This is a genomic window from Paenibacillus sp. UMB4589-SE434 (genome assembly GCF_030226685.1).
GTDB lineage: Bacteria > Bacillota > Bacilli > Paenibacillales > Paenibacillaceae > Paenibacillus_B.
In genome coordinates this window covers 1-23236 of sequence record NZ_JASOYK010000006.1, presented here as the reverse complement: position 1 = coordinate 23236, position 23236 = coordinate 1, and the positions used below count along the sequence as shown (strand labels likewise).

The 23236-nt window shown below is 45.4% G+C and carries 18 protein-coding genes, 2 tRNA genes and 1 riboswitch; of the genes, 7 read left to right on the top strand and 13 right to left on the bottom strand.

The features are described from left to right. Window positions 1–140 precede the first annotated feature (140 nt). From QP775_RS18830 to QP775_RS18810, 5 genes are all read right to left on the bottom strand, one after another. Complete coding sequence (locus tag QP775_RS18830; protein WP_285108357.1) at window positions 141–2276, bottom strand: methyl-accepting chemotaxis protein; 2136 nt, start codon at window positions 2274–2276, stop codon at window positions 141–143. A 230-nt stretch (window positions 2277–2506) separates the two neighbouring features. After that, complete coding sequence (locus QP775_RS18825; RefSeq protein ID WP_239329876.1) at window positions 2507–2884, bottom strand: hypothetical protein; 378 nt, start codon at window positions 2882–2884, stop codon at window positions 2507–2509. Between the two features lie 338 nt (window positions 2885–3222). Next, window positions 3223–4698, bottom strand: coding sequence for a potassium/proton antiporter (locus QP775_RS18820; protein WP_285108354.1), 1476 nt, complete (start codon window positions 4696–4698; stop codon window positions 3223–3225). A gap of 123 nt (window positions 4699–4821) precedes the next feature. After that, window positions 4822–5463, bottom strand: coding sequence for an SGNH/GDSL hydrolase family protein (locus QP775_RS18815; RefSeq protein ID WP_285108352.1), 642 nt, complete (start codon window positions 5461–5463; stop codon window positions 4822–4824). Between the two features lie 186 nt (window positions 5464–5649). Next, window positions 5650–5749, top strand: a riboswitch (purine riboswitch). Further along, the gene (locus QP775_RS18810; protein ID WP_285108350.1) at window positions 5710–5892 is read right to left on the bottom strand and encodes a hypothetical protein; all 183 of its coding nucleotides are present in this window, start codon (window positions 5890–5892) and stop codon (window positions 5710–5712) included. Its footprint overlaps the riboswitch before it by 40 nt. 26 nt (window positions 5893–5918) lie before the next feature. Between QP775_RS18810 and QP775_RS18805 the strand changes: the two genes are divergently transcribed. The 4 genes from QP775_RS18805 to QP775_RS18790 all read left to right on the top strand — a co-directional run bounded on the left by QP775_RS18805 (window position 5919) and on the right by QP775_RS18790 (window position 9088). Then, the gene (locus QP775_RS18805) at window positions 5919–6494 is read left to right on the top strand and encodes a xanthine phosphoribosyltransferase (protein ID WP_239329883.1); all 576 of its coding nucleotides are present in this window, start codon (window positions 5919–5921) and stop codon (window positions 6492–6494) included. Window positions 6495–6544: 50 nt separating this feature from the next. Next, on the top strand, window positions 6545–7876 hold the full coding sequence (locus QP775_RS18800; protein WP_239329885.1) for a nucleobase:cation symporter-2 family protein: 1332 nt from the start codon (window positions 6545–6547) through the stop codon (window positions 7874–7876). 315 nt (window positions 7877–8191) lie between these two features. Next, window positions 8192–8758: a TetR family transcriptional regulator gene (locus QP775_RS18795; protein WP_285108347.1), complete on the top strand. Its 567-nt coding sequence runs from the start codon at window positions 8192–8194 to the stop codon at window positions 8756–8758. Between the two features lie 12 nt (window positions 8759–8770). Continuing rightward, complete coding sequence (locus tag QP775_RS18790; protein ID WP_285108345.1) at window positions 8771–9088, top strand: DMT family transporter; 318 nt, start codon at window positions 8771–8773, stop codon at window positions 9086–9088. A 117-nt stretch (window positions 9089–9205) separates the two neighbouring features. Here the strand turns inward: QP775_RS18790 and QP775_RS18785 are convergent, their stop codons facing one another. From QP775_RS18785 to QP775_RS18760, 6 genes are all read right to left on the bottom strand, one after another. After that, entirely contained in the window at window positions 9206–9817 is a 612-nt protein-coding gene (locus tag QP775_RS18785) for a flavin reductase family protein (protein WP_285108643.1), read from the bottom strand. Window positions 9818–9843: 26 nt separating this feature from the next. Continuing rightward, window positions 9844–10458, bottom strand: coding sequence for an alpha/beta hydrolase (locus QP775_RS18780; RefSeq protein ID WP_285108641.1), 615 nt, complete (start codon window positions 10456–10458; stop codon window positions 9844–9846). Next, on the bottom strand, window positions 10458–11408 hold the full coding sequence (locus tag QP775_RS18775; protein WP_285108343.1) for a ring-cleaving dioxygenase: 951 nt from the start codon (window positions 11406–11408) through the stop codon (window positions 10458–10460). The genes QP775_RS18780 and QP775_RS18775 overlap by 1 nt, the downstream gene beginning before the upstream one ends. 520 nt (window positions 11409–11928) lie before the next feature. After that, entirely contained in the window at window positions 11929–15585 is a 3657-nt protein-coding gene (locus tag QP775_RS18770) for a non-ribosomal peptide synthetase family protein (protein ID WP_483312031.1), read from the bottom strand. A gap of 99 nt (window positions 15586–15684) precedes the next feature. Next, window positions 15685–17463 carry a methyl-accepting chemotaxis protein gene (locus QP775_RS18765; protein ID WP_285108339.1) on the bottom strand — a complete coding sequence of 593 codons (1779 nt, stop codon included), beginning with the start codon at window positions 17461–17463 and terminating at the stop codon, window positions 15685–15687. A 392-nt stretch (window positions 17464–17855) separates the two neighbouring features. Next, window positions 17856–17941 (bottom strand) — tRNA-Leu (locus QP775_RS18760). Window positions 17942–18451: 510 nt separating this feature from the next. On the opposite strand from QP775_RS18760, the gene rocF reads away from it, so the two are divergent. The 3 genes from rocF (at window position 18452) to map (QP775_RS18745) (ending at window position 21493) form a co-directional block, all read left to right on the top strand. Continuing rightward, window positions 18452–19357, top strand: a complete 906-nt coding sequence (rocF, locus tag QP775_RS18755; protein ID WP_285108337.1) for an arginase — start codon at window positions 18452–18454, stop codon at window positions 19355–19357. 32 nt (window positions 19358–19389) lie between these two features. Continuing rightward, window positions 19390–20586, top strand: a complete 1197-nt coding sequence (locus QP775_RS18750) for an ornithine--oxo-acid transaminase (RefSeq protein WP_285108334.1) — start codon at window positions 19390–19392, stop codon at window positions 20584–20586. 163 nt (window positions 20587–20749) lie between these two features. Continuing rightward, complete coding sequence (map, locus tag QP775_RS18745) at window positions 20750–21493, top strand: type I methionyl aminopeptidase (RefSeq protein WP_285108332.1); 744 nt, start codon at window positions 20750–20752, stop codon at window positions 21491–21493. Window positions 21494–21691: 198 nt separating this feature from the next. On the opposite strand, the gene map (QP775_RS18740) is transcribed toward map (QP775_RS18745), so the two are convergent. Further along, window positions 21692–22441 carry a type I methionyl aminopeptidase gene (map, locus tag QP775_RS18740; protein ID WP_285108639.1) on the bottom strand — a complete coding sequence of 250 codons (750 nt, stop codon included), beginning with the start codon at window positions 22439–22441 and terminating at the stop codon, window positions 21692–21694. Window positions 22442–23033: 592 nt separating this feature from the next. Beyond that, window positions 23034–23119, bottom strand: a tRNA-Leu gene (locus QP775_RS18735). Window positions 23120–23236 lie beyond the last annotated feature (117 nt).

The window sequence follows — 23236 nt, the reverse complement described above, 5'->3', positions numbered from 1 at the left end:
AGCATAAGCCAATCCTTCCTAAGAAGAGTCTGATTTCTCTTTCATTACCCTTTCAATATTGTCACCGTTCATTATCATCAACAGAAATAGCCCACCAATCCTGTGAAGGATCAGTGGGCTAACGGGCTTCCCTATACTAATTATTCATATTTAAAATGAGACAAAGAATCTTTTAACTGTGTAGACACTTCTTCCAACTGCTGCGACAACTCTACTAAACGAGTAGAAATGTTCAGTTGTTCGCCGCTAAGAGATGCCACTTCCTCAGAAGTTGCAGAAGCTTCCTCCGCGACCGCGCTCACATTACTCATCGCTTCAACCAGTGTTGCTTGTGCTTGACTCAAACGCTCGATCGAGCCAGTCACATGCTGCAAATTACCAATCATACCGCCCATCTGATGCTGTACTTGATTAAATATAACGTCAGTCTCGCGAACAGAGTCCGTCTGCATCTGGAAGATCGGGAATGCAGAAGACAATGCTTCAACCGTCTCGATAATTTCTTGTTGAATCTTTTCCGTAATCTGCCCAACAACGTCAATTGACCGATGAGACTGGTCCGCCAGATTGCGTATCTCGTCAGCAACTACCATAAAGCCTTTTCCCGCCGCACCTGCTCGGGCCGCCTCAATAGTGGCATTTAACGATAAAATGTTGGTCTGCTTGGTCATGTTATTTAACACGTCCAATATTTGACGAATCGACTTTGTGCTCTCACTTAATTGATTCACTTTGCCAGCAAGAGAACGCATCATTTCTTCTGTCGACATCGTACGCTCCATCAGGGAAGTCATGTTAGAAGCTCCCGAGGAGCTGGACTGCTCGACATCCTGTGCAGATTGATCCATTCGTGTATTAGCCTCAACAACACTGGTCATCTGCTCCGCCATATTGTGTGTTAAGTCGTGACCACGCTCCGCCTCAACTGCCAGACTGGTCGCGCCTTTGGCAATCTCTTCTGTAGCAACTGCAATCTCCCTTGCCGATATCGCCGTGCTGCGTGAAGCATCAGACAATGATGCTGCTGTCTCCAGTACGGAACGCGCACTTTCCTCCGTTTGTTTCACAAGTCCAGTTATCTGCTCCATCATTACGTTAAAGGCTGCAGACAACTTCCCGATCTCGTCTTGTGTCTTCACCTCAGCCCGTACAGCCAGGTTCCCTTGTGCGCCCTCATTCATCAGACGTTGAATGGTCATGAGCGGCTTAGAAATCATCCGCATAACCAGCAAGCCAATCACAATCGCAATAATGGCTGCAACCGCCATACTGATAAAGGTAACCAACAAAATGATAGAAGCATCCTTCACAAGTTCTTTTACAGGAACAGCTCCGACCAGAACCCACTTCGTAGACTGCATCTCATGGAATACAGTCAGCGCACGTTCCCCACTATCCGTGGATACCACTGCGCTGCCTGACCAATTGTCAGACTCCTTCTCGCGGTCCGGAACAAGCCATTTAGCCGCAGCAATTGTCAGCTTTGCTCTGTCCTCTGCATACATGTACTCGCCTTGCGTATTGATCACTTGGACAGAAGAACCTTCTCCAATCTCAATGTCCTTTATCGGGTTGGAGATGGATGCCAGCTTCAGTTCCATTATGATAACGTATTCGGCAGTACCTGTGGACACATCTTTCATCTGACGCGCCAGTCCAATGGTTGGCGTCGTAGATTTGTTGATACCGTTAGGCATCGTACCTATCCAAACAGGTTGACCATTGCTATTTTTTACCTCTTCAAACCATTTTTGATCATAAAACATCTGTGTGCTGACATTATACCCTTGTGCAGACAACGTCTGCTTCTTCTCCGTTAAAGGTACAAGATAAATGTTCTCCATTAACTCATTGCCTAGTGTATACCCTTGAAGTGTCTTTTGAATGCTGTCTAATGTTTGGACCATGTCATATGTATTTGCTTTAAGATCATTCAAACTTTTTACATACTTGGTCAAGTTCGGGTCGAACATAATTTGCATACTCATCTTAATGTACTGATTAAGCTGCATATCCAGCTTTTCTGCGCCCTGTATCATCGTCTGATAGCTAGTCTCAGATACTTTACGTTCAATAGCACTTTTGGACACCATGTAAGACAGCATCCCCACGATAAATACAAATGCAATAATGCTAACGACGAAAATGACAAACAGCTTACCGCCCACGGATTGAAGTGGGTTTTTTAGCATTTTGAGCCCCTTCAGGTCTAGCAGGCTCTTCATACTGGAAAGCGTTTTCTCGACGGTTCGCTTGATGCGCGGAACACCGTTCATGACTCGTCCAACTCCCTTGTCTCTGTATGATCTTAAGCATGACTTGCACTATGTATTGCAGGCCACCTCTGTGTACAAGAAGATAGAATGATCCCTTGTTGGACAAAGGTGACGTGTTAACGATATCCCATCTACTTGTCACTTTAATCCATAATCTATGCTGTTTAAATTCGTGGATGCAAAAGGTAGTAAAGTAATGTGCTGATAGCATGTAAGACATTTTAAGGGGATTAAACCAACTCGCGGTCAAAAGCTTCTACGATATCCAATCCAATTACTTCCACTTCGCGATAAAACTGAAAGTCAGGATGTTCTTCTATGAGCTTCTCTCTCGATGTTGTCCGCAATTGCGGTTCAGCCATAGGTTCCTCAGAGCCAATCACGAGTTGATCTACTCGCTCTTTCTCACTGTAATCAAAATCTATAGTCTTGCATGTCACGTCCACGATATGTAAATATCGGCCTGGATGGTACCCAACGTGCTTAAATGTTTTTTTGATTGCTTCATAGGTTAACGCCAACTTAGCCCACTCCTTCTTAATGGTATAACCTCTATAATAATATCGGCAGTTTGGATTCATTTCAAAAGACTTTTTTGCAATTTTCACATAAAAATTCAAAAAAACTTGTTAAATGTCGAATTTGCAACATAAAAAAGCGCAAATGCAGTGTGCAAATGCGCTCAGCCAGAGGATAAAACACAATATTTAACATCTATCGATCTTGGGGGGATACGGATGTACCAGCTGTGTTTCATCCCCTGGAGATGGAGCATGCCCCGTTAAACTGAACAGGAATGACGGTTTTATTAAGCATCGCGTTGAAAACGCATACATGCACCTGCCTATATTGTGCACTAGATGTGCATCAGTAAACAGTAGATAAACTATAGATTTAATGGCATAATTAAATAAATATTAGTATATGTTTAAATGTTCATTTATAATTATTCATCATCTTCGTCCTCGTAATGTCTCAAATGGCGTTGGAACATCGCCTTGACCTGTTCATGATTATGTTTTGCGATAAGTACATAAGCCATATCCCCTGCCTGGAACTTAGTTGCTCCATTCGGCGCAATCACCTGTGTGTCCCTCATTACAGCGGTAACGGAAGTGTTCATTGGAAGTGTCAGCTCAGCCAGCGTAGCGTGTTCCACAACGGAGCCTGCCCAGACTTTAAGGCAAATCATATCCATATGTGTATCCAAGCCAGGCAGTAGTTCAATCGTATGTACATGATCAGCCTGTCTTCCCCTGGCAAGTCCGAGCTTTCCGGCCAAAGGCGAGATCGTTGCGCCTTGAAGCAGTGCAGATGTCAGAACAACAAAGAAAATAACGTTAAAAAACAACTTTCCATTTTCTAAATGTGCCGTTAATGGATAGGTCGCTAATATGATCGGGACAGCCCCCTTGAGACCCGCCCATGCAATCAACGTCTTTTCTTTACGATTGAACTTCGTAAATAGCAAGCTTAGCCATACTCCAATAGGTCGCGCAATAAACATAAGAATAAGGGATAATGCCATGCCTTGCCATGCAATACCAAGCAGCTGCTGCGGAAACACAAGCAAGCCAAGTAAAATAAACATCATGATCTGCATCATCCAGGAAAAGCCCTCGTTAAACCTAATAATCGAAAACCGATAAGTAAGATCCGCATTACCTAGAATAATGGCCATCACATAGACGGTAAGAAAGCCACTGCATTCCATTAAAGCCGCTCCACTGTACGAGAAGATGCCGAGTCCTATGGCAAGTACGGGATACAAGCCGGCATTATCGAGACGTATACGATTCAGTAACTGGACTGACAAATAACCAAAAAGAAGGCCGAGCAGCAAACCAGCTCCCATTTGCCAGACAAAAAGTACAATCATTCTTACCCATGAAATCGCTTCTTGTTGTTGAATAAGTGTAATTATTGTAATGGTTAGGAAGACGGCCATCGGATCATTTGTACCTGACTCCGCTTCTAAAGTAGCCTTTAACGTACGCCGAATCGGCTTGCCGCCCAATACGGAGAATACAGCCGCCGCATCAGTCGATCCGACGATAGCGCCAATCAACAGTCCTTCCAACCAATCCAGTTGAAGGATAAACTTAGCACATACCCCCACCAAACCTGCTGTGACTGCCACTCCAATAGTAGATAAAGACAATGCAGGAGACAAGATAGGCCGCATCCTGCTCCAGTTCGTATGCATCCCGCCTTCAAACAAAATGACGATTAGCGCCAAAATGCCAAACAATTGTGTCCGGTTTGCATTGTCGTAATAAATAAATGGGTTCAATGCCATCCCCAATACGATAAACAGAACGAGTGAAGGCACGTTAAGCTTATTGGTCATCTTGGCACCGACAACCCCAACAAGAAGCATTAATCCAAGCAGAAAGAGAAGACCATCCGTTGTCCATATCATACCCTTTCATGATCACTCCTTCTCATACCTTACACATCATAACACCTGTTATTTTATCAAATCACTTGATCTCGTACAAAAAAGAGCCCCTATTCAACACTCGTGAATAAAAGCTCTGTTTTCTCATAGGATGAGCTGCTTAAATATAGCCTTTGCTATCGCTAAGTGTCCTGTTGTGCCCGGATGTACACGATCACCTGCGATAACGGAAGGATACAGATGCTCCAGCATCTCATTCATAACAGCCTGTATATCGATAACCTTTATTTTATTTTCCACACCAATCTGTTTCACGATCGCTCCGTATCGGTCCATCTCTGCCCGCATCGGATCTTGCTCATTCGGTTCTACATAAAACGGCGTCAGCAGCATGACATCTACTTGCCACGCTAATGTATCATATACCAGATGACGCAGCGTAGCCTCATACTCCTCCGCATAGACAGCATGCTCTGGCATCCAAGGCGCGTCAAATTTGCGCCATACATCATTAATTCCGATACAAATGATAACACCATCAGGTTGTAATTGAATCACATCGTCCTGCCAGCGGCGCTTGAGGTCTCTCACCGTGTTACCGCTTACCCCCATATTGACGAGTCGAATCAAGGTAGCTGGATGTTCAGTCTGAAGCAGTGCATGCAGCAGCGCAACATAACCGTTGCCCAGCTTATTGGCGCTCCCCTCACCAACAGGACGCACTCGATCACAATCTGTAATAGAATCACCAATTACAACCAGCTTGTATCCATCATGTAATTGCATGGCAACCATCTCCTTTAATATCGACGTATCTATCAAATACATAGTTTGATTATCCATTGAATGCCAAACTTATCCTGATTGTACCACAGCCATTTGCTTTCGTCCGTGACTTTCTCTGTATTACCTTAATTGACCTCTTTCTTCCTGCCCTAATATCAAGTATACTGGGATATGTCTATTTTTCCGAACAATTAAACTGATATTTCTCGTATATGTGCAGGAATAGGCCTGTTCGTTTCTACCAGATCACCGAAATGATCGGACTACGGGAGTTAACTGTTCATACATACGGAAGGAAAGAAGTCCGTCAGCTGCGCTAGTCGCATACCTGCACCCTTCAATCCCTCGTTGACGAACAAGCTCTTCAGCCTGATGTTGCCGGTATCGCACCTGATACTGCTCGATCAGGCTTTTTCGTGTTCTGTGCACCCTAACATCCAAGGAGGAGTCCCATTATGAAAATGCTCAAAGACAAGATTTCACAAGAAGGTATCGTACTAAGCGAGACCGTACTAAAGGTAGATTCATTCTTGAATCACCAGATGGACCCTGTGTTAATGATGGAAATGGGTAAAGAATTCGCGCGTCGGTTTGCAGACCAGAAGATTACAAAAGTTCTCACAATTGAATCTTCCGGTATTGCTCCCGCATTAACGACAGCACTTGTATTAAATGTGCCGCTTGTTTTCGCTCGCAAGCAAAAATCCCTGACGCTAACCGAGGACCTGATCGTTGAAAAAGTGCACTCCTTTACGAAACAGACAACTAACGATGTCACCGTGTCACGAAAATATTTGTCACCGAATGACCATGTGCTTGTTATCGATGACTTCTTGGCGGTTGGAGAAGCTTCCTTCGGTCTTGCTCGCATCGCAGAGCAGGTCGGCGCAACCGTGGCTGGCATCGGGATCGTCATTGAAAAATCGTTTCAGCCTGGCCGCGGAAATCTAATAGAAGCCGGTTATCGTGTTGAATCATTGGCCCGAATCAAATCTCTCCATAACGGACAAGTACAATTTGTAGAAGAGTAATTATTGAAGTAGACCCATATATGCTTTCACCTTGAGGAGGAAAAGTTGTCATGCAACCAGAAGATCGCGTCTTTCAGCGCAATCGCCATCCATTTCAAACATTCTCACTTGGACTGCAGCACGTACTCGCTATGTATGCAGGTGCGGTTATCGTTCCCCTTATTGTAGGCGGAGCTCTGCATTTCACCCAGGAGCAGCTTACTTACCTGGTTGCTATTGACCTGTTAATGTGCGGCGTAGCAACATTGCTCCAAGTATGGAAAAATAAATGGTTTGGCATCGGCTTCCCGGTTGTGCTTGGGTGCGCATTTCAAGCCGTAACCCCAATGATTGCAATTGGTAGCGACCCCGATTATGGAGTGTCGTATATATATGGCGCGATCCTAGCCTCCGGCCTCTTTATCGTGTTGTGCAGCGGCGTGTTCGGCAAGCTGATTCGCTTGTTCCCGCCCGTAGTGACAGGCTCAGTCGTGACCATTATTGGCGTGACCTTAATCCCGGTTGCTTTCACAGACTTGGGTGGCGGAAGCGGCGCCTCAGATTTCGGCAGCTTGCAAAATCTTAGTATCGGGTTCGGCGTCTTAATCTTCATTATTCTAATGAATAAGCTATCTTCCGGCTTTCTTCGCTCCGTATCCATTCTGATCGGATTGTTTATCGGGACGCTTGCAGCCTCTTTCTTCGGTCTGGTCGATTTTGCTAAAGTATCGGCAGCTGAGACGTTCCATATGGTAAAGCCGTTTTATTTCGGATCGCCTGAATTTGCGATTACTCCCATTCTGACCATGATAATCGTATCTATTGTAAGCGTGGCAGAATCAACAGGCGTATTTATGGCGCTCGGCAAAATACTGGAAAAGGACGTAACCTCCAAAGATTTGTCGCGTGGATACCGTGCTGAGGGGCTCGCTATTATGCTTGGAGGGATCTTTAATTCATTTCCGTATACCACCTACTCGCAAAATGTCGGTCTGCTGCAAATGAGCCGCGTAAAGACACGAGACGTTATCGTAGTAGCTGGCGGTCTGTTGATCCTACTCGGATTCGTTCCCAAAATCGCTGCATTTGCAACTCTTATTCCGCACAGCGTACTGGGAGGCGCCATGGTTGCGATGTTTGGTATGGTCGTATCCTCAGGCATGCGAATGCTAGGCGCAGAGGTAGACTTAAATCGGCACGAAAACTTGTTTATTATAGCTTGTTCCGTTGGTATGGGCCTTGGTGTAACAACTGTTCCTGGCTTGTTTGCCCAGCTTCCTACCACTTTGCAAATTCTTACCGGTAATGGCATCGTAGCAGGTACTTTTACGGCAATTGTGCTGAATCTGATCTTTAACGGCTTAGGTGAAAAAAACTCAGATGCTGCTTCCAAGGCTGCCTGATCCAATTTCTACTTAACAGGGCCTCACATTTGCATGTGCATAGTTCCTGCTGGTTAAGTGCCAGCAGACAAAACTGGAATAAATACCATGCCTAATAGAGAAGCCGTGTACATCACATTGTGGAGCATACGGCTTCTTTTTTTATGACATCGCCCTCTTTTGAAGGTGATTCTCTGTCATAAATCTGCATGCTCTATTTTGTATAGGCGTGTGATCGTACACTACAAACCGTCTGGACGGTTTGTAGTGTAACCTGTATTCTAGTTATATAAACGTTTTTCATTTTGACGGATTAATGCTGGAGGTGGGCATCCTATGTCTTCAAAATCTGAACAAACACGCGAGAAAATCATGAAGGCTGCCATTTATATCGTCAATAAGCAAGGTGTGCAGCATTTGACCCTAGAAGGTGTTGCCACCCAAGCAGGCATTAGCAAAGGAGGACTGCTGCATCATTACGGCAGCAAAGAGTTACTTGTTAAAGCGCTGCTGGAATATACGACCCAAGGGTATTACAACGATGTACGTGCCTATGCTGAGGAGGAGAATCCCAGACCAGGGAGCTGGACACGCGCCATGATTAAGGCATCTGCTTGCGACGAATTATATCAGACCGACTTAAATACAGGGATTGCGGCAGCGTTGTTAACCAATCCACAGCTCTTGTCGCTTACGCGCGAGCACTATGAATTTATGCAGCAGAAGTTGGAGCAGGATGGCCTCGATCCTGTCTTGGCTACTATAATCCGCTTAGCAGTTGACGGTTTATGGTTTGCTGAAATGCTTCACTTGGCCCCGCTAGATGCTCAAATGCGCGCAAAAGTATCAGAGCAGCTTATGCAGCTTACTTATCTAGGTAATAACGAACCTGAACAGGAATAAAGGAGTTTTACGATGCAAGGGTATATATTTTTGGCAGTTGCCATTGTCACAGAAGTATTCGGGAGCACCATGCTCAAATATTCGAATGGATTTAGCAGGCTTTGGCCTTCTCTTGGAGTTGTTGCAGGTTATGGAACGGCTTTCTACATGCTGGGATTAACCTTAAAGACGCTCCCTCTCGGAACGGCATATGCAATCTGGGCCGGTATCGGCACCGCACTCACGGCGATTATAGGATACTTTTTATTTAAAGACCAACTCAGCACCTTACAAGGTGTAGGTATCCTGCTGGTCATCGGTGGTGTTGTATTGCTTAATTTCGCAAAATAACTGTAGACCTGGCTTATATAAAGGAGAAAGCATCCGCGCTGCCTGCTAAAGGTAAGAACGGATGCTGTTTTGTTTAACTGGCTCTTATTTTAAATAATAACTCTAAAACTCTCTCGTTCACTCTGGCCGTGTCAAAATAAACTTCTCTCCAAGCTTCGTGTAATCATGACCTGCCATACGGCTAATCGGATTCAGCTTCTCTGCTAAAATGCGGCCATTTTCATACACATCCTCCGCAATATGAAACCGAACAACCCGCGCTATCAATAGATCGCAGGCAGGCTGTTCGCCTGCACCACCAAGAGGAATCACCTGTTCCAACCTGCATTCCATCCGAATCTTAGGTTCTTTAATGCCCGGTACAGCGATCAAATCACTTGGCACTGGAGTCAACTGTGTCCGATCAACCTCGCTCTCATCTGGAGCAAGATTGGCCGCTGTAAGGTTGACCTGCTCTATTATCGATTCATCTGTAATGTGAATCACCAGTTCACCGCGATCAATCGCGTTTCTGGTCGTATCCTTGACTGCGCCAGCTTTGCGCTGCACCGATATAGACAACAATGGTGGTTGGCTTGCCACGATTGAGAAGTAACTGAACGGGGCAGCATTTAGCGTGCCCTCTTGCGACAGCGTCGTTACAAAAGCGATCGGCCGCGGAATGACACTCCCGATTAGCAATTTGTAATTCTCATGATCGGTTTGCACCGTTGGATCAATTGTAATCATCATATCCCCCATTTGCTTGCACCTGCTTAATCTACTGCAACGTGTTCTTTAAACCAAGCAGCTGCTGCATCCACTTCCTGAGCTGTAAGCTGATGGCCGAATCGTTCCCAATGTACCCTAACAGCTGCACCCACGCCTTCAAGCAGCACCTGCAGCTCCTCTGTTTCGCGTGGAGTGCAGAGCGGATCGTTGCTGCCCGCCCCGATGAAGATCGGCATTCCCGTCATATCCGGCAGTTCTACGCCGCGACGCGGTACCATTGGATGGTGAAGTACTGCCCCTCTTAAGGAGTCGGCATAGTGGAACAGCAAGCTGCCTACGATATTAGCACCATTGGAATAACCGATCGCAATTAAATGATTTCGATCAAATCCATATTGAAGTGCTGCCTCATCTAGAAAAGCATAGACCTCCTGCGTGCGTAATATGAGATCTTCTTCATCAAACACACCTTCTGCCAGCCGTTTGAAGAATCGAGGCATGCCATTCTCCAGCACATTTCCTCTTAGGCTTAATACCGATGACTGTGGTGAAATAATAGTAGCCAGCGGTAGAAGATCACGTTCTGTTCCACCTGTACCATGGAATAGCACAAGCGTTGGTGCCGAGATATCCGTGCCTTTAATAAAAATGTGTTTCATCATGATTGTTCCCCTTCCAATTCTCGCAACGTAATAGGTAGTAAGTTCGCTTCAATCTCAGCACGATGTGGTTCAAACCATGCAGGCAGCATCAATTGCTCGCCAAGCGCATCTGCAGATTCGTCCTTTGCAAACCCTGGAGGATCTGTCGCAATCTCGAATAGTATTCCCCCGCCCTCGCGGAAGTAAATTGCATTAAAATATTGACGGTCGATCACAGGCGTTACCTGATATCCATGCTGTTCCACGACATCTCGCCATTGTTCGTGTTGGGTATAGTCTGTCGCGCGCCACGCAATATGGTGGACGGTGCCTGCTCCGCCACTCCCCCAATCCATGCTAGCTCTTGGAACATCAATGATATTTCCGATATCGCCTGTGCCTCTATAACGAACATAACCAACATCTTCAGCGACCTTTTCCAGTCCAAGCACCTGCTCCAGCGCAGTTATCGTTTGGCCCGGATTGACACTGTAAAGTACAGCCCCACCAAACCCCTTAATCGCTTTATCGTTCGGTATACCACCAAATGACCACTTACTATTGACTCCTGCTTCACGCTCCACCAGTTCTAATTTCAATCCTTCATTATCTGTGAATTGTAAATAGCTTTCTGAAAATCTTGAGCCCTTCATCGTGGATATACCGAACTTGTGCAGCCGCTGCTCCCAAAAATCCATCGTACCAGGTGGGATAACATAGGAAGTAACTCCAACTTGACCGCCGCCCACTCGACCTCGCCGCGACTCTGGCCATGGGAAAAACGTAATGATTGTGCCTGGGCTTCCTGCTTCATTACCAAAATAGAGATGATATACCTCAGTTGCATCAAAGTTAATTGTCTTTTTTACTAATCGAAGTCCAAGTACCCCTGCATAAAAATCTACGTTCGCTTGTGGGTCTCTTGCAAATGCGGTGATATGATGAATTCCTGCTGTGTGTAAAGTCATCTTAATCCACTCCTTATTTTATATCGTGCGGTGATAGCTTCCTGATGTGATACTCAGAGCTGTAGTATCTGTGAAGCACATTTTGGTGATATCTATCTCCTTGTATCAGCCTAAACAAAATATTCCCATTCTTACATTCTCGATATCAAGATTTCTAACATACATAATCTCCGAGCGAAATCGTTCGAGCTGTATCATCTTGTATTTCTGAATTGAATCGCAGCATAGGTATAAACTGTTCTTATTTCTTAAATTTAATGCTTGCTTCTCTTTTTTATATATCTTTATTTTATTTATCTTGAATTAAAGATATATGATTTACGGACTATTGTCAACCCTCACGCTGGGAAATAGTCCAATCCTCCTCTATTCTTGATCTGCTCACCGGATAGCTCCATCCAGCAATTCCAAGCAAATCAATAAAGCCGCCAACCCTACTTTCTCAGTAGAGTTGGCGGCTTCAATACTTCATCTTATAGATGGAGGGTATGGCCTCTTCGTCAACCTCTTGACGGTTGGATTAGCCCTGTGGGAAATAACCAACCGCAACGGCATGTTCAATCATCCGTCGAATAAAGCCTTCATCGACAGGCGCACATTCGACCTCTGTCTCAGCGAGAGCTGCTGCCGTATGCATACAGCCATAACGGTAGTTGGAGTTCTTGGCTCCGTCCCCTTCCAACTGAGCCATGGCAAGATGCAGAGCTTCTGTATCCTTAGGGATCGCAGCGTCAAACAGCCAGTTGCTGTACGCGTTAAACTTCATTAGTTCTATGTCGTATCCACAGCGATTAATAAGCTCAATAAAGTCAGCGTACAATACTTGCTGGGGATTACAAATATGGAATACTTGGCCGATCGTGTCTGGTCTTAAGGCTAAAGCCACAATCGATTGACTTGCATAATCAATCGGTGTGAAGTCCACATACCAATTTGCTTGTGGCGCCTTTCCAAGCAACAGCATCGCTTTGATCATACGATAGAACGCGTTGCTGTCGATATTTTTCTGGAAGCGACCATGCTCCGAATGACAAGTCAAATTACCCGCGCGGTAAATATTAACCGCTGCCCCTTGCTTAGCGGCGGCAAACAGCAATTTCTCCGCTTCCAGCTTGCTATTCGTGTATACATTCTCCGCAGCAAGATCGGTTGCGAGCCCCTGCTCCTGCAACGCCGCATCCCATTTGCCTTCAAGTGCCAAATCCTCTGGTATGCCCATCGTTGACACGTGGTGGAACCGGACACCCTGCTTCGCCATAGCCATATCCAGCAAGAACTTCGTACCTGCCACATTGGTCTTTGCGAATTGCTCGACATCTCCGAAATGGCGCACATCTGCCGCACTATGAATGATCGTATCGACACATGTACGCAGCAAGTCTTGATCGTCCTCGGACAGCCCTAAATGATCGCGCTCTAAGTCACCTTCAACAGCTTGTACACGATCTTTCATAAGAGTTGCAACCGTCTCGCCGAAATACTGCTTCATCGTATCCTGCAACCGACTGAGGCTTGCACCTGGCGTCGATGGTCTGACTAAGCAGTATACTGTGGCATCTGTTCGTTTCAATAGTTCGAATAAGATATGGGATCCCAAGTATCCCGTTGCTCCAGTTAACAAAACATGCTGCGGCTGCTTAAAGTCCTGTGCATCAAGTTGGCTTTCTAACCGGACAGGATGCTCATTCAAATCCGTTATGATCCACTCCGCTGACTGCTCTTCTTCCGTCACGCTGGACAACTCCGAAAGGATCTGTACACGCTCTGCTAATTCACTAAGCAGCTTATATTGGAAGAAATCGTTGATTCGCAGATTCGGAAAATGCGGCTTGAGCAGCGCCAGAACGTGAATAACACGCAAAGAGTCTCCGCCTACCTCAAAGAAGTTGTCATGGATGCCAATCGGCTTTACATGCAGCACCTGCTCCCACGCTTCCGCAATTTTGCGCTGCGTTTCATTTACTGGCGCAACGTATACACGCTCTGCCAGCTGCTGCTGTTCGATCTGCATCGCTGCCAATCCCTTGCGGTCAATTTTACCGGTTGGCGAAATCGGCATCCCCTCTAGTTGTGTCATATATTTCGGCACAAAATAGGAAGGCAGCTTATCTGCTAAGAATAGTCGTACATCTGCAATGGATACCTGTGATTGATCCTTGGTCGTAAAGAAAGCAGCAAGGACATTTTGATCCTCATCGTCTTTCTTCGCAACAATAGCCACGTCCTGGACATTTGGATATTGAGCCAACTTATCTTCAATTTCCCCGATCTCGATCCGATGTCCACGAATTTTAATTTGTGAATCCTTACGTGTCACATACTCAATCGTCCCGTCAGCCAACAATCGCGCAATATCACCCGATTTGTATACGAGCTCACTTGCCTCAAACGGACTGGCCACAAATGACTGCTCCGTACGCTCAGGCTGATTTAAATATCCTTTGGCAAGCCCAACCGTTGAAATATATATTTCACCAGGCACATTAACAGGACAAAGCTGATCATTTTCATTTACAATATACACTTTATAATTGCTAATCGGCTTCCCGATCGGAATATTGCTTAAAGTTTCCGGTACTAACTCACTCACTTTATGTGTAGTTGTACAAACCGTACACTCCGTTGGTCCATAGACGTTTACAATCTCGATCTGCTCACCGAACTTACGCTGGAATGCACGAACCTGCTCGCCATAAAGTGCTTCGCCCGCAACCGTAATCAGCTTTACTTTGGACAGCTTCTTGTACCCTTCATCTGACAGGTGTGCCGCCAATTGATTAAAGAACACTGTCGGCAGGATCGTAATGATCGTCGTATTGGTCCGCGCAATGGCCTCTGCAAACTCTTCCACAGAGACACGTTCTTCAGCGGACAGTAGGTACAAATGCGCGCCAAAGAACAATGCGCCTACCGTATCCCAAACCGATGCGTCAAAGCTGTAGGTCGCAAATTGGGTCAACACCTCATGCTCATTAATGTGGCAATCCTGCTGTACAACAAACCCGAGATTGACAACACCTTTATGGGCAATAAGTGCACCTTTGGGCTTGCCCGTCGAACCTGATGTGTAAATGATGTAGGCGAGATCATCAGACTGAACATCTACTGCCGGATCAGCAGACGAATACACGCTCAGGTCAGCATCAATATGAACAAGTTCCTTTACCGTCGAGATCGTGGATGATAAATGTGCAGCCTTATCCGCAAATTGTACTTTCGTCACAATAAAAGCAGATTTCGTATCCTCCACGATGTATTGATTACGTTCCTCTGGATGTTCTGGGTCAACTGGAACATACGCGCCGCCAGCCTTCATTATGCCTAACAAACTAATGACTGTCTCCAGACTCCGATCCATGTAAATCGTCACAAAGTCACCTTTGCGCAATCCCTTGGCTAGCAGCATGTGAGCGACCTGATTCGCACGGGCATTTAACTCTGCATAGGAATAACTAGCTTCGAGCGATGAAATAGCCGTTCGTGATGCAAATCTGTTCACTGCAGCCTCAAACATGCCATGAATGGTCTGCTCTGTAGGATAATCAACGTAGGTATTGTTTAACTGCCCGTACACCTTATGATCATCCTCAGTCAAAATATCAAAGCCACCAATTAGCACCTTCGGATCATTAATGACCGCATCAAGCACTTTACTGAAATAGACAGCATACCGCTCAACGGTTGCACGCTGCAGCAAAGACTGATCATATCGAATATTTAGCAAGAACTGCTGCTTAGCCGTATGAACGTTCCATTCAATAATTGGTTTAACATCACGGCTTGATTGTGCATTTACCTGAAACACACTATCTGTTTCTGAAGCTTCATGCAACAATGGGCTGCTTGCCAACTGGCCTTGTATGAAGTCCGTCAGAGCTTGGAACGTCTGCCCGCCTTCCAGCGTAGCAAACACTGCGCTCAAGGGTCTCTCCATACTATTGGTAGCCACCATCAGCTCTTTTTCACCCGATATCCGGTATACCCATACCATATATGCAGCCGTTAACAAAGCGTGAAGCTGGCCTGCTTGAGTTGCAGCAGCCAGCTTGCCATTCCACTTTCCAGAAAAATCAAAGGATACCTCAGTATAATCGTAAGTACGCAAATGTCTTGCCGCATCCAAAGGGACTTGCAGCATAGGCAGTATGGTATTTTTGTCAAGTGTATTTGGTTTCATAGAAGTTGCGATCATGTACGTTTGCCTCCAACACCTTATCTCTAATATAGGCTTCTCTTTTTTATAGTTGAAAGTTAATGGCCATGTTGCTAGTCCAGATTACTTTGAATCCTCATCTGCATTCGTATCTTTGCTCACATGGAACTTCGTAATCAAATCTTCCAACTGTTCGGACAGCTTAGTTAATCGATTCGATTCATGTAAGATAGAAGACATGGATGCCGTCTGTTCTTCCACGGTAGAGGTAATGGCGCTGCTGTTCTCCGCAGTTGTTTGCGCAGTCGCCAGCAATTCTTGAACGGTTGCAGTCAGCTCTTCTGTTCCTGCTGAAATTTCTTCCGTAGCACTGGAGACATCTTGAATTTGCCCAGTTACCGCTTTGGTCGCATTTAAAATATCATTAAAGAGACGTCCCGTTTGTTCTGTAATCACGATTCCCATTTGCACATCTTGTGTGCCTTTCTCCATCGCCTTAACTGCATTTACGATTTCCAACTGAATCTCGCTGATCAGTTCCGCAATTTGCTTCGCGGAATTTTCCGATTGCTCGGCCAGTTTGCGAACTTCTCCTGCAACGACCGCAAAACCTTTGCCATGTTCACCTACACGTGCCGCCTCAATGGATGCGTTTAGCGCCAGCAGATTGGTCTGGCTTGAAATTCCGGTAATGATATGTAATATATCTCCAATTTCATTTGAGCGGCCTTCCAATGTCTTAATGGCTTTGGACGTATGATCGACAGATTTCGTAATCAATCCCATCTGTGTCGCAACTTGTTGTACAATTTCGTTCCCCTTGAGCGACTTTTCCTCCATCGCATATGCTTCATCAGACACTGTTGAAGAACTGCTTGCGATCGTTTGAATGACAGTGGCCATCTCAGCCATCGCACGCGCACTGTCTGTTGTTGCTTGCTCCTGCATATGAATGCCTTGCGATACTTCTTGCATATTTTTCGTTATAACGTTAGCTCGCTGCGTGTTCTCTTCTGTAATCGCCAGCAGCCCTCTCGCCGATTCCGTCACTTCGACCGACGTCTGCTGTACTTTTACGATCATATCGCGGATTTTAAGCACCATTTCGTTAAATCTCTCATTTACGACACCAAGATCATCTTTGCCTGTATTAATCTGAACGTCGAAATTACCATTACTGACTTCTGCTATACCTTTAATCAGATCTTTAATTGGTGACAACGTGAGTCGTACAATGTAATACTGAATAACTAACACCACAACCAGAAGAACAAGCAAAATAAACAATCCGTTCCAAAGGAGTCGTTGAAGGCCTTCTGGCACCATGCTTGCATCCGCATCAACTGCAAAGTAAGCGAAAATTTTACCGCTTGAATCTTGGAGTGGGTAAGCGATCGTAGTCCAAGTACCAAACATGTCTGAGTAGAAGCTAGTAAATGTAGGCTCTCCTGATTCCATCATCTTGCCCAGTGCTTTGGCAACTTCTCCTGGCTGTTCGTACAGATCCCCGATATTCACATTATTTTTCTTGAAATCTTCCATTAAATTGTTAGGCATTGCCACTAGAGAGGTTTTGTTACCATCCTGAAGTTCGACGCCGAACACATAAGCCTGTGCAATGTTAGGGTTATACTTGGATACTTCACTTAAATACTTGCGAAGCTTTGTTTGTATAGGTCCATCGTAATTCTTCTCTTGAATAGCAGCCGCTATCGCTTTCGTATCAAGACCTTTGACCCAGTTATCAGTCACCGTTTCGATCTGTTTGTGCAACTGATCCGTTAATGTGTACTCCGTATTCAAATAGTTGACCGTGATGAGGATCGTACCGATTAAAATGATGTTTACGGAGGTTAATAATAAGTTTTTCACAAAAAATGACATGCTTTTCAGTCTATTCACCTGGTTCACTCCTATAATGTTTTGACTTGATGACAGCTCCTTGTTGATTTGGCACATCGCTCTCCAATCTATATTTCCGTAATGAAATGAAAATGAAAAAATGAAAAAGTATATTCAGTATATATTTCGACATTTTTCTACCAAACTTAATAGTTAGGACAAATTTAATGTGAAATATTTTTCATATGATCACTTTTTACTATAACACATAGTTATAAAGACCTGTTATTCCAGACCGGTGAACCCTAGATCAATATTAGCAATATAAATAGGCTATTACCTTCACTTTCTATATGCGCACAAAAAAACCAATGCTTATCAGGAGAAATTCCTGGTAAACATTGGTTTGAAGTTGAAATATATACAATACATACATCATTTGTCGAAAATTATGGTGCGGTAGAGAGGACTCGAACCTCCACGGGCATACGCCCACTACCCCCTCAAGATAGCGTGTCTGCCATTCCACCACTACCGCATGTTTTACCTTTTAGAAGGGACAGTTGCTATTGTATCGTGTTCAGTGACGAATGTAAAGTCCTTATTTACAAAAATTCAATTTCATTTCCTGTATATTTTTTATCAATATTCAAAACAGTTTGCCATTAATATAGATGCATTTACATTCAACTCCATTCATGAACTAAAATAAAATATCCACATACTGGTACGATGTTACAATGCATCCACCCCTGTTTTATACATTTATGCAACCAATATATACACTAGTTATACATCAGCTGCTTTATTAATGCTTAAATTTAAAGCTTTTATCTTCACCATCCGTCATAAAAGCAAGCATTTAGCTCTGGCACTACGCCTCCATCTTGTCGTACTATATTGTCGTAATCTATTTTTCATAAAATTAGAATCTCACCTGCATTCATGAATACACGAATCTTCCCCTACATCCTTATCTACCCCTAAGTATTTGTTAACGCTTTCATCTCAACAAAACGATAATCGCCACTCGAGAGGAGCACCACGTATGAACCGTAAATCTATTTCGTTGTTAAGCGTCCCTTATGGTAAGGGCGCCGCCAGAGCTGGCGCTGAAGCCGGCCCGGCAGCTTTGTTGGAAGCTGGACTCGTTCGTTATTTAAATCAATTGAACCTACAAGTGGTGGATGAGGGCGCTGTAACCCCTCCGCCTGTTATAGAAGAACAACCTCCCGCAAGCAAGAAGCTGAAGCATCTGCACGAGATTGTTGCCCTTAACAGCGCATTGGCAGATCGCGTAGCAGCTATCGCAAGTCACGATCAGTTCCCGCTTATTCTCGGCGGAGATCATAGCATAGCCATCGGTACACTGGCTGGCATTACACGCCATTACAACAATGTAGGCGTCATTTGGTTTGATGCTCACGGCGACCTGAATACAGAAGATACAAGCCCTTCCGGCAACATTCATGGCATGTCTCTGGCTGTAAATCTAGATCAAGGTCACCCGCTGCTTAAGCAAATTAGGCAACACAGCTCCCGTATTAATCCTGCCAAAGTAGTCATTATTGGGGCTAGATCGCTCGATCAAGGAGAGCGTGATTATATCCGCGAAGCAGGCATCACCTGCTTTACGATGCATGACATCGATCGCAAAGGGATGCCTTACGTCATGGAGCAAACATTACGCATTGTCGGCGACGGAACGGATGGGGTCCATCTCAGCTTTGACATTGATAGTCTTGATCCTTACGAAGCTCCAGGCACCGGAACTGCCGTCCCCGGAGGCGTAAGTTTCCGCGAGGCGCATCTGGCACTTGAACTTATGTATGAATCAAACCTCATCACATCGGCTGAATTTGTAGAAGTGAATCCACTGCTTGATTCGAATAAGCGCACCGTCCAATTGGCAATTGGTCTTATTGGCTCCTTACTGGGCGAACAAATTTTGTGACCTTACAACATGAATAAAAGGAGGCACCACTCTTGAATCATACAATTAGAATCATCGATCAGACCGAGAAATACGGAGCGCGGAACTATACCCCACTGCCAATCGTCATCTCGCAAGCGGAAGGTGTCTGGGTCTCAGACCCGGAAGGCAATCGTTACTTGGATATGTTAAGCGCATACTCGGCACTTAATCATGGACATCGCCATCCGGCTATCATTCAAGCCTTAAAGGATCAGGCAGATAAGGTGACGTTAACCTCGCGTGCTTTTCATAATGATCAGCTTGGACATTTGTACGAACGGCTCTCCAAGCTTACAGGCAAAGCTATGATTCTCCCGATGAATACAGGTGCCGAAGCTGTTGAAACAGCTATTAAAGCTGCAAGACGCTGGGGTTATGAACATAAAGGAATCCCTGAAAATCAAGCAGAAATTATCGTATGTGACGGCAATTTTCATGGCCGTACCGTGACGATCACCTCCTTCTCGTCTGAGGAGGCTTACAAACGCGGCTTCGGCCCGTTCACACCAGGCTTCAAGCTGATTCCTTATGGCGATATAGCTGCACTTGAACAAGCCATAACACCTCATACAGCCGCGTTTTTGGTTGAACCGATACAGGGAGAAGCTGGCATAATTCTGCCTGAACCAGGCTTCCTTCAAGCAGCACAGGACCTGTGCAAACAGCACAACGTTCTGCTGATTGCTGATGAGATTCAGACCGGTCTAGGCCGTACTGGCAAGATGTTCGCCTGCGACTGGGAAAACATCGTGCCTGACATGTACATTCTCGGCAAGGCGCTAGGCGGTGGAGTCATCCCAGTGTCCGCCGTTGCAGCCGATGCCGAGGTACTCGGTACGTATACGCCTGGCTCGCACGGCTCAACCTTCGGCGGCAATCCACTCGGCAGCGCGGTCGCCGTTGCCGCGTTGGATGTTCTAACGAGCGAGAAGCTTGCCGATCGTGCGTTAACGCTTGGCGATTACTTTATGGCCGGACTTCGCAAGCTGCAATCGCCGCTTATTAAGGAACTGCGCGGCCGTGGCCTCTTAATCGGGCTGGAACTGAACGAGCAAGCTCGACCATACTGCGAGCAATTGCAGCGCTTAGGCTTGCTCGCCAAGGAAACACACGACAATACCATCCGCTTTGCGCCTCCACTTATCATTACGACGGAAGAGTTGGACTGGGCACTAGAGCGAATCGATCAAGTGCTGACAAGAGCTTAGCATCTAGACATCCCTTTACTCGGTATGGGAATTCATTCATCCATTCATTTATGGTCTGTATTTAAGTAACGGAGTTACGCTATAATTAATAGTAACCAGAAAGAGGAGCCTTAGACGGTTCCTCTTTCTGGTTACTACTTACCTTTGGTTTGGAGGAGTACGAATGACCATTAGTTCAGAACAGGATATCGATGGTCTCCAAGAAATTGGCAGAATTGTTGCTTTGACGATCGCGGAAATGAAACGCTGTGTGCAAGCCGGGATGACGACCAAAGAACTGGACGAGATCGGTGAGCAAGTTCTACGCAGCAACGGCGCCGTGTCAGCCCCGAAGAAGGTATTTAACTTCCCAGGGCATACATGTATTAGCCTTAACCGTAATATTGCACATGGCATTCCGGGCAGCACCGTGATACAAGCCGGTGATCTAATTAATGTTGATGTATGTGCGGAGAAGGATGGATATATTGCAGATGCGGGACACTCCTTCCAAATACCTCCCTATACTCATGCCATTACCCAACTTTGCCAACATACGCATAACACGATGATGAATGTCATTTCTGCTTTAAAGCACGGTGTACGGATAAATGAGATTGGACGCATCATGCAAGCTGAAGCTGCAAGGGGCGGTTATAAGGTTATTCAAAATCTGTGCAGTCACGGAGTAGGAAGAGCCATTCACGAATCACCAGAAATCCTTCCCGTATATAACAAACACGATAAACGTATGCTGAAGGAAGGAATGGTCATTACAATTGAACCCTTCCTGTCTACAGGTGCAGACTATGTAGTGGAACAATCGGATGGATGGACGCTGCGGCTTCCTGATGACAGTCTAGCTGCTCAACACGAGCATACCATTATTATTACAAAAGATAAGCCGATTATCGTTACAGTTGCATAAGGAGTCATATGATCCATTAAAATTAAACCGGACCATTTAGCCTGCAAGCAAAGACACTGCATATGGTCACGATTTACGCCAGCATGTTCGTTCCTAAAGCTTAGATTCACTAGAATCGCTAACAAGGCAAGGGCACCGATCATAGATCGGTGCCCTTGCCTTGTTAGATTACACCTTGCTTATACGCTTAGCGAATAATTAATCCTGCTTGGTTAAAATAAGCGGACCATCCGCCGTTATCGCCAGCGTGTGCTCGTACTGAGCAGATAAGCCACCATCGCGCGTTCTAGCCGTCCAGCCGTCAGGATCCCGTTTGCTCTGCCATACGCCTGTGTTAAGCATCGGCTCGATCGTAAGAACCATGCCCTCCTTCAAGCGTGTACCCTTGCCCGCAGGACCATAATGCAGCACTTGCGGATCTTCATGCATTTCTTGCCCGATACCATGCCCAATAAATTCACGCACAACAGAGAAACCCTCTGACTCTGCAAGTGTCTGAATCGCATGTGCAATATCACCAAGACGATTTCCTACAACTGCTTGCTCAATCCCTTTGTACATGGATTGTTCCGTGATCTTCAACAGATGAGCCGCTTCTTCAGATATGCTGCCTACTGCGTAGGACCATGCGGAATCGGCCAACCAGCCATTTAAATTTACAACCATATCAATCGTAACGATATCACCGTCTTTAAGCGCGGTTTCGTTCGGAAAACCATGGCAAATGACATCGTTAACCGATGCGCATGTTGCAAACGGATAACCCATATACCCCTTCTGCTCTGGTGTAGCGTTATGCTCCTTCAAGAACCGCTCAACAAAGCGATCAATTTCCAGCGTCGTAATACCTGGACGGATCAGTTTAGCGATCTCTTTATGACAGGCAGCCAGCACTTTGCCAGCTTCATGCATCTTCGCTATTTCTTCCTTGCTCTTAATAATAATCATCTTCTGCACCTCTTTGCTCGTTGACATAACCGTTCTGCTTCATACACAGTATGATGCGTGTCGCGTTCATGATTATGATCATAACAGGAATCCGTGAGAAAGACAAAATGGAAAACGAACGCATTCATATGCTAATTGTGAATTCCAAAGAAGCCTCTCAATGTATATCTTGTCATTGTACAATTAGTCGTTTTTTATACCAGGTATATACAAAATAACCGATCGCATTCGTCAAGAACATCACAAGTACCCAACCCATATGACCGCGTCTATCATAATATACATTCATGACCGCCCATACAGTAAAGAGCAGCCAATAACTTACGACTCGTTAATGTCTTTGTTATAAAATTATCGTTTGTAGAAGAAATGACGGTGTTTCTAGCGCCCGGTGGCGACTTCTCCACATTGTATCTCTCGTCTAATGTGTCATTTACATAGTCACTCGTTGCCGCATCTACCTCGTATTGGAATAGGATAGGAGTAGATCCATTATCCCATTCTGTCTTGGCTAGATAACCCCCTTCTACTTAACCCTGAAATAAATATCAAAAAAACCCTCGCATCGCGAAGGTTGTCTGGATTAAAGTTATGGTGCGGTAGAGAGGACTCGAACCTCCACGGGCGTACGCCCACTACCCCCTCAAGATAGCGTGTCTGCCATTCCACCACTACCGCACATATGGGGTTGATGCTATTGCATCTCACCAGAAATAATAACTGGTGAGCCATGAAGGACTCGAACCTTCGACACCCTGATTAAAAGTCAGGTGCTCTACCAACTGAGCTAATGGC

Bases quoted from the DNA above. Each gene is read 5' to 3' on its own strand.
- QP775_RS18815 (WP_285108352.1), bottom strand. From the start codon at position 5,463: ATGCAATTACATGATGGATACAAGCTGGTTGTAATTGGTGATTCTATT.
- QP775_RS18800 (WP_239329885.1), top strand. From the start codon at position 6,545: ATGCAACCAGAAGATCGCGTCTTTCAGCGCAATCGCCATCCATTTCAA.
- rocF (WP_285108337.1), top strand. From the start codon at position 18,452: ATGAACCGTAAATCTATTTCGTTGTTAAGCGTCCCTTATGGTAAGGGC.
- QP775_RS18830 (WP_285108357.1), bottom strand. From the start codon at position 2,276: ATGAACGGTGTTCCGCGCATCAAGCGAACCGTCGAGAAAACGCTTTCC.
- QP775_RS18820 (WP_285108354.1), bottom strand. From the start codon at position 4,698: ATGATATGGACAACGGATGGTCTTCTCTTTCTGCTTGGATTAATGCTT.
- QP775_RS18785 (WP_285108643.1), bottom strand. From the start codon at position 9,817: ATGATTACAATTGATCCAACGGTGCAAACCGATCATGAGAATTACAAA.
- QP775_RS18780 (WP_285108641.1), bottom strand. From the start codon at position 10,458: ATGAAACACATTTTTATTAAAGGCACGGATATCTCGGCACCAACGCTT.
- map (WP_285108639.1), bottom strand. From the start codon at position 22,441: ATGATTATTATTAAGAGCAAGGAAGAAATAGCGAAGATGCATGAAGCT.
- QP775_RS18790 (WP_285108345.1), top strand. From the start codon at position 8,771: ATGCAAGGGTATATATTTTTGGCAGTTGCCATTGTCACAGAAGTATTC.
- QP775_RS18770 (WP_483312031.1), bottom strand. From the start codon at position 15,585: ATGAAACCAAATACACTTGACAAAAATACCATACTGCCTATGCTGCAA.
- QP775_RS18795 (WP_285108347.1), top strand. From the start codon at position 8,192: ATGTCTTCAAAATCTGAACAAACACGCGAGAAAATCATGAAGGCTGCC.
- map (WP_285108332.1), top strand. From the start codon at position 20,750: ATGACCATTAGTTCAGAACAGGATATCGATGGTCTCCAAGAAATTGGC.
- QP775_RS18805 (WP_239329883.1), top strand. From the start codon at position 5,919: ATGAAAATGCTCAAAGACAAGATTTCACAAGAAGGTATCGTACTAAGC.
- QP775_RS18775 (WP_285108343.1), bottom strand. From the start codon at position 11,408: ATGACTTTACACACAGCAGGAATTCATCATATCACCGCATTTGCAAGA.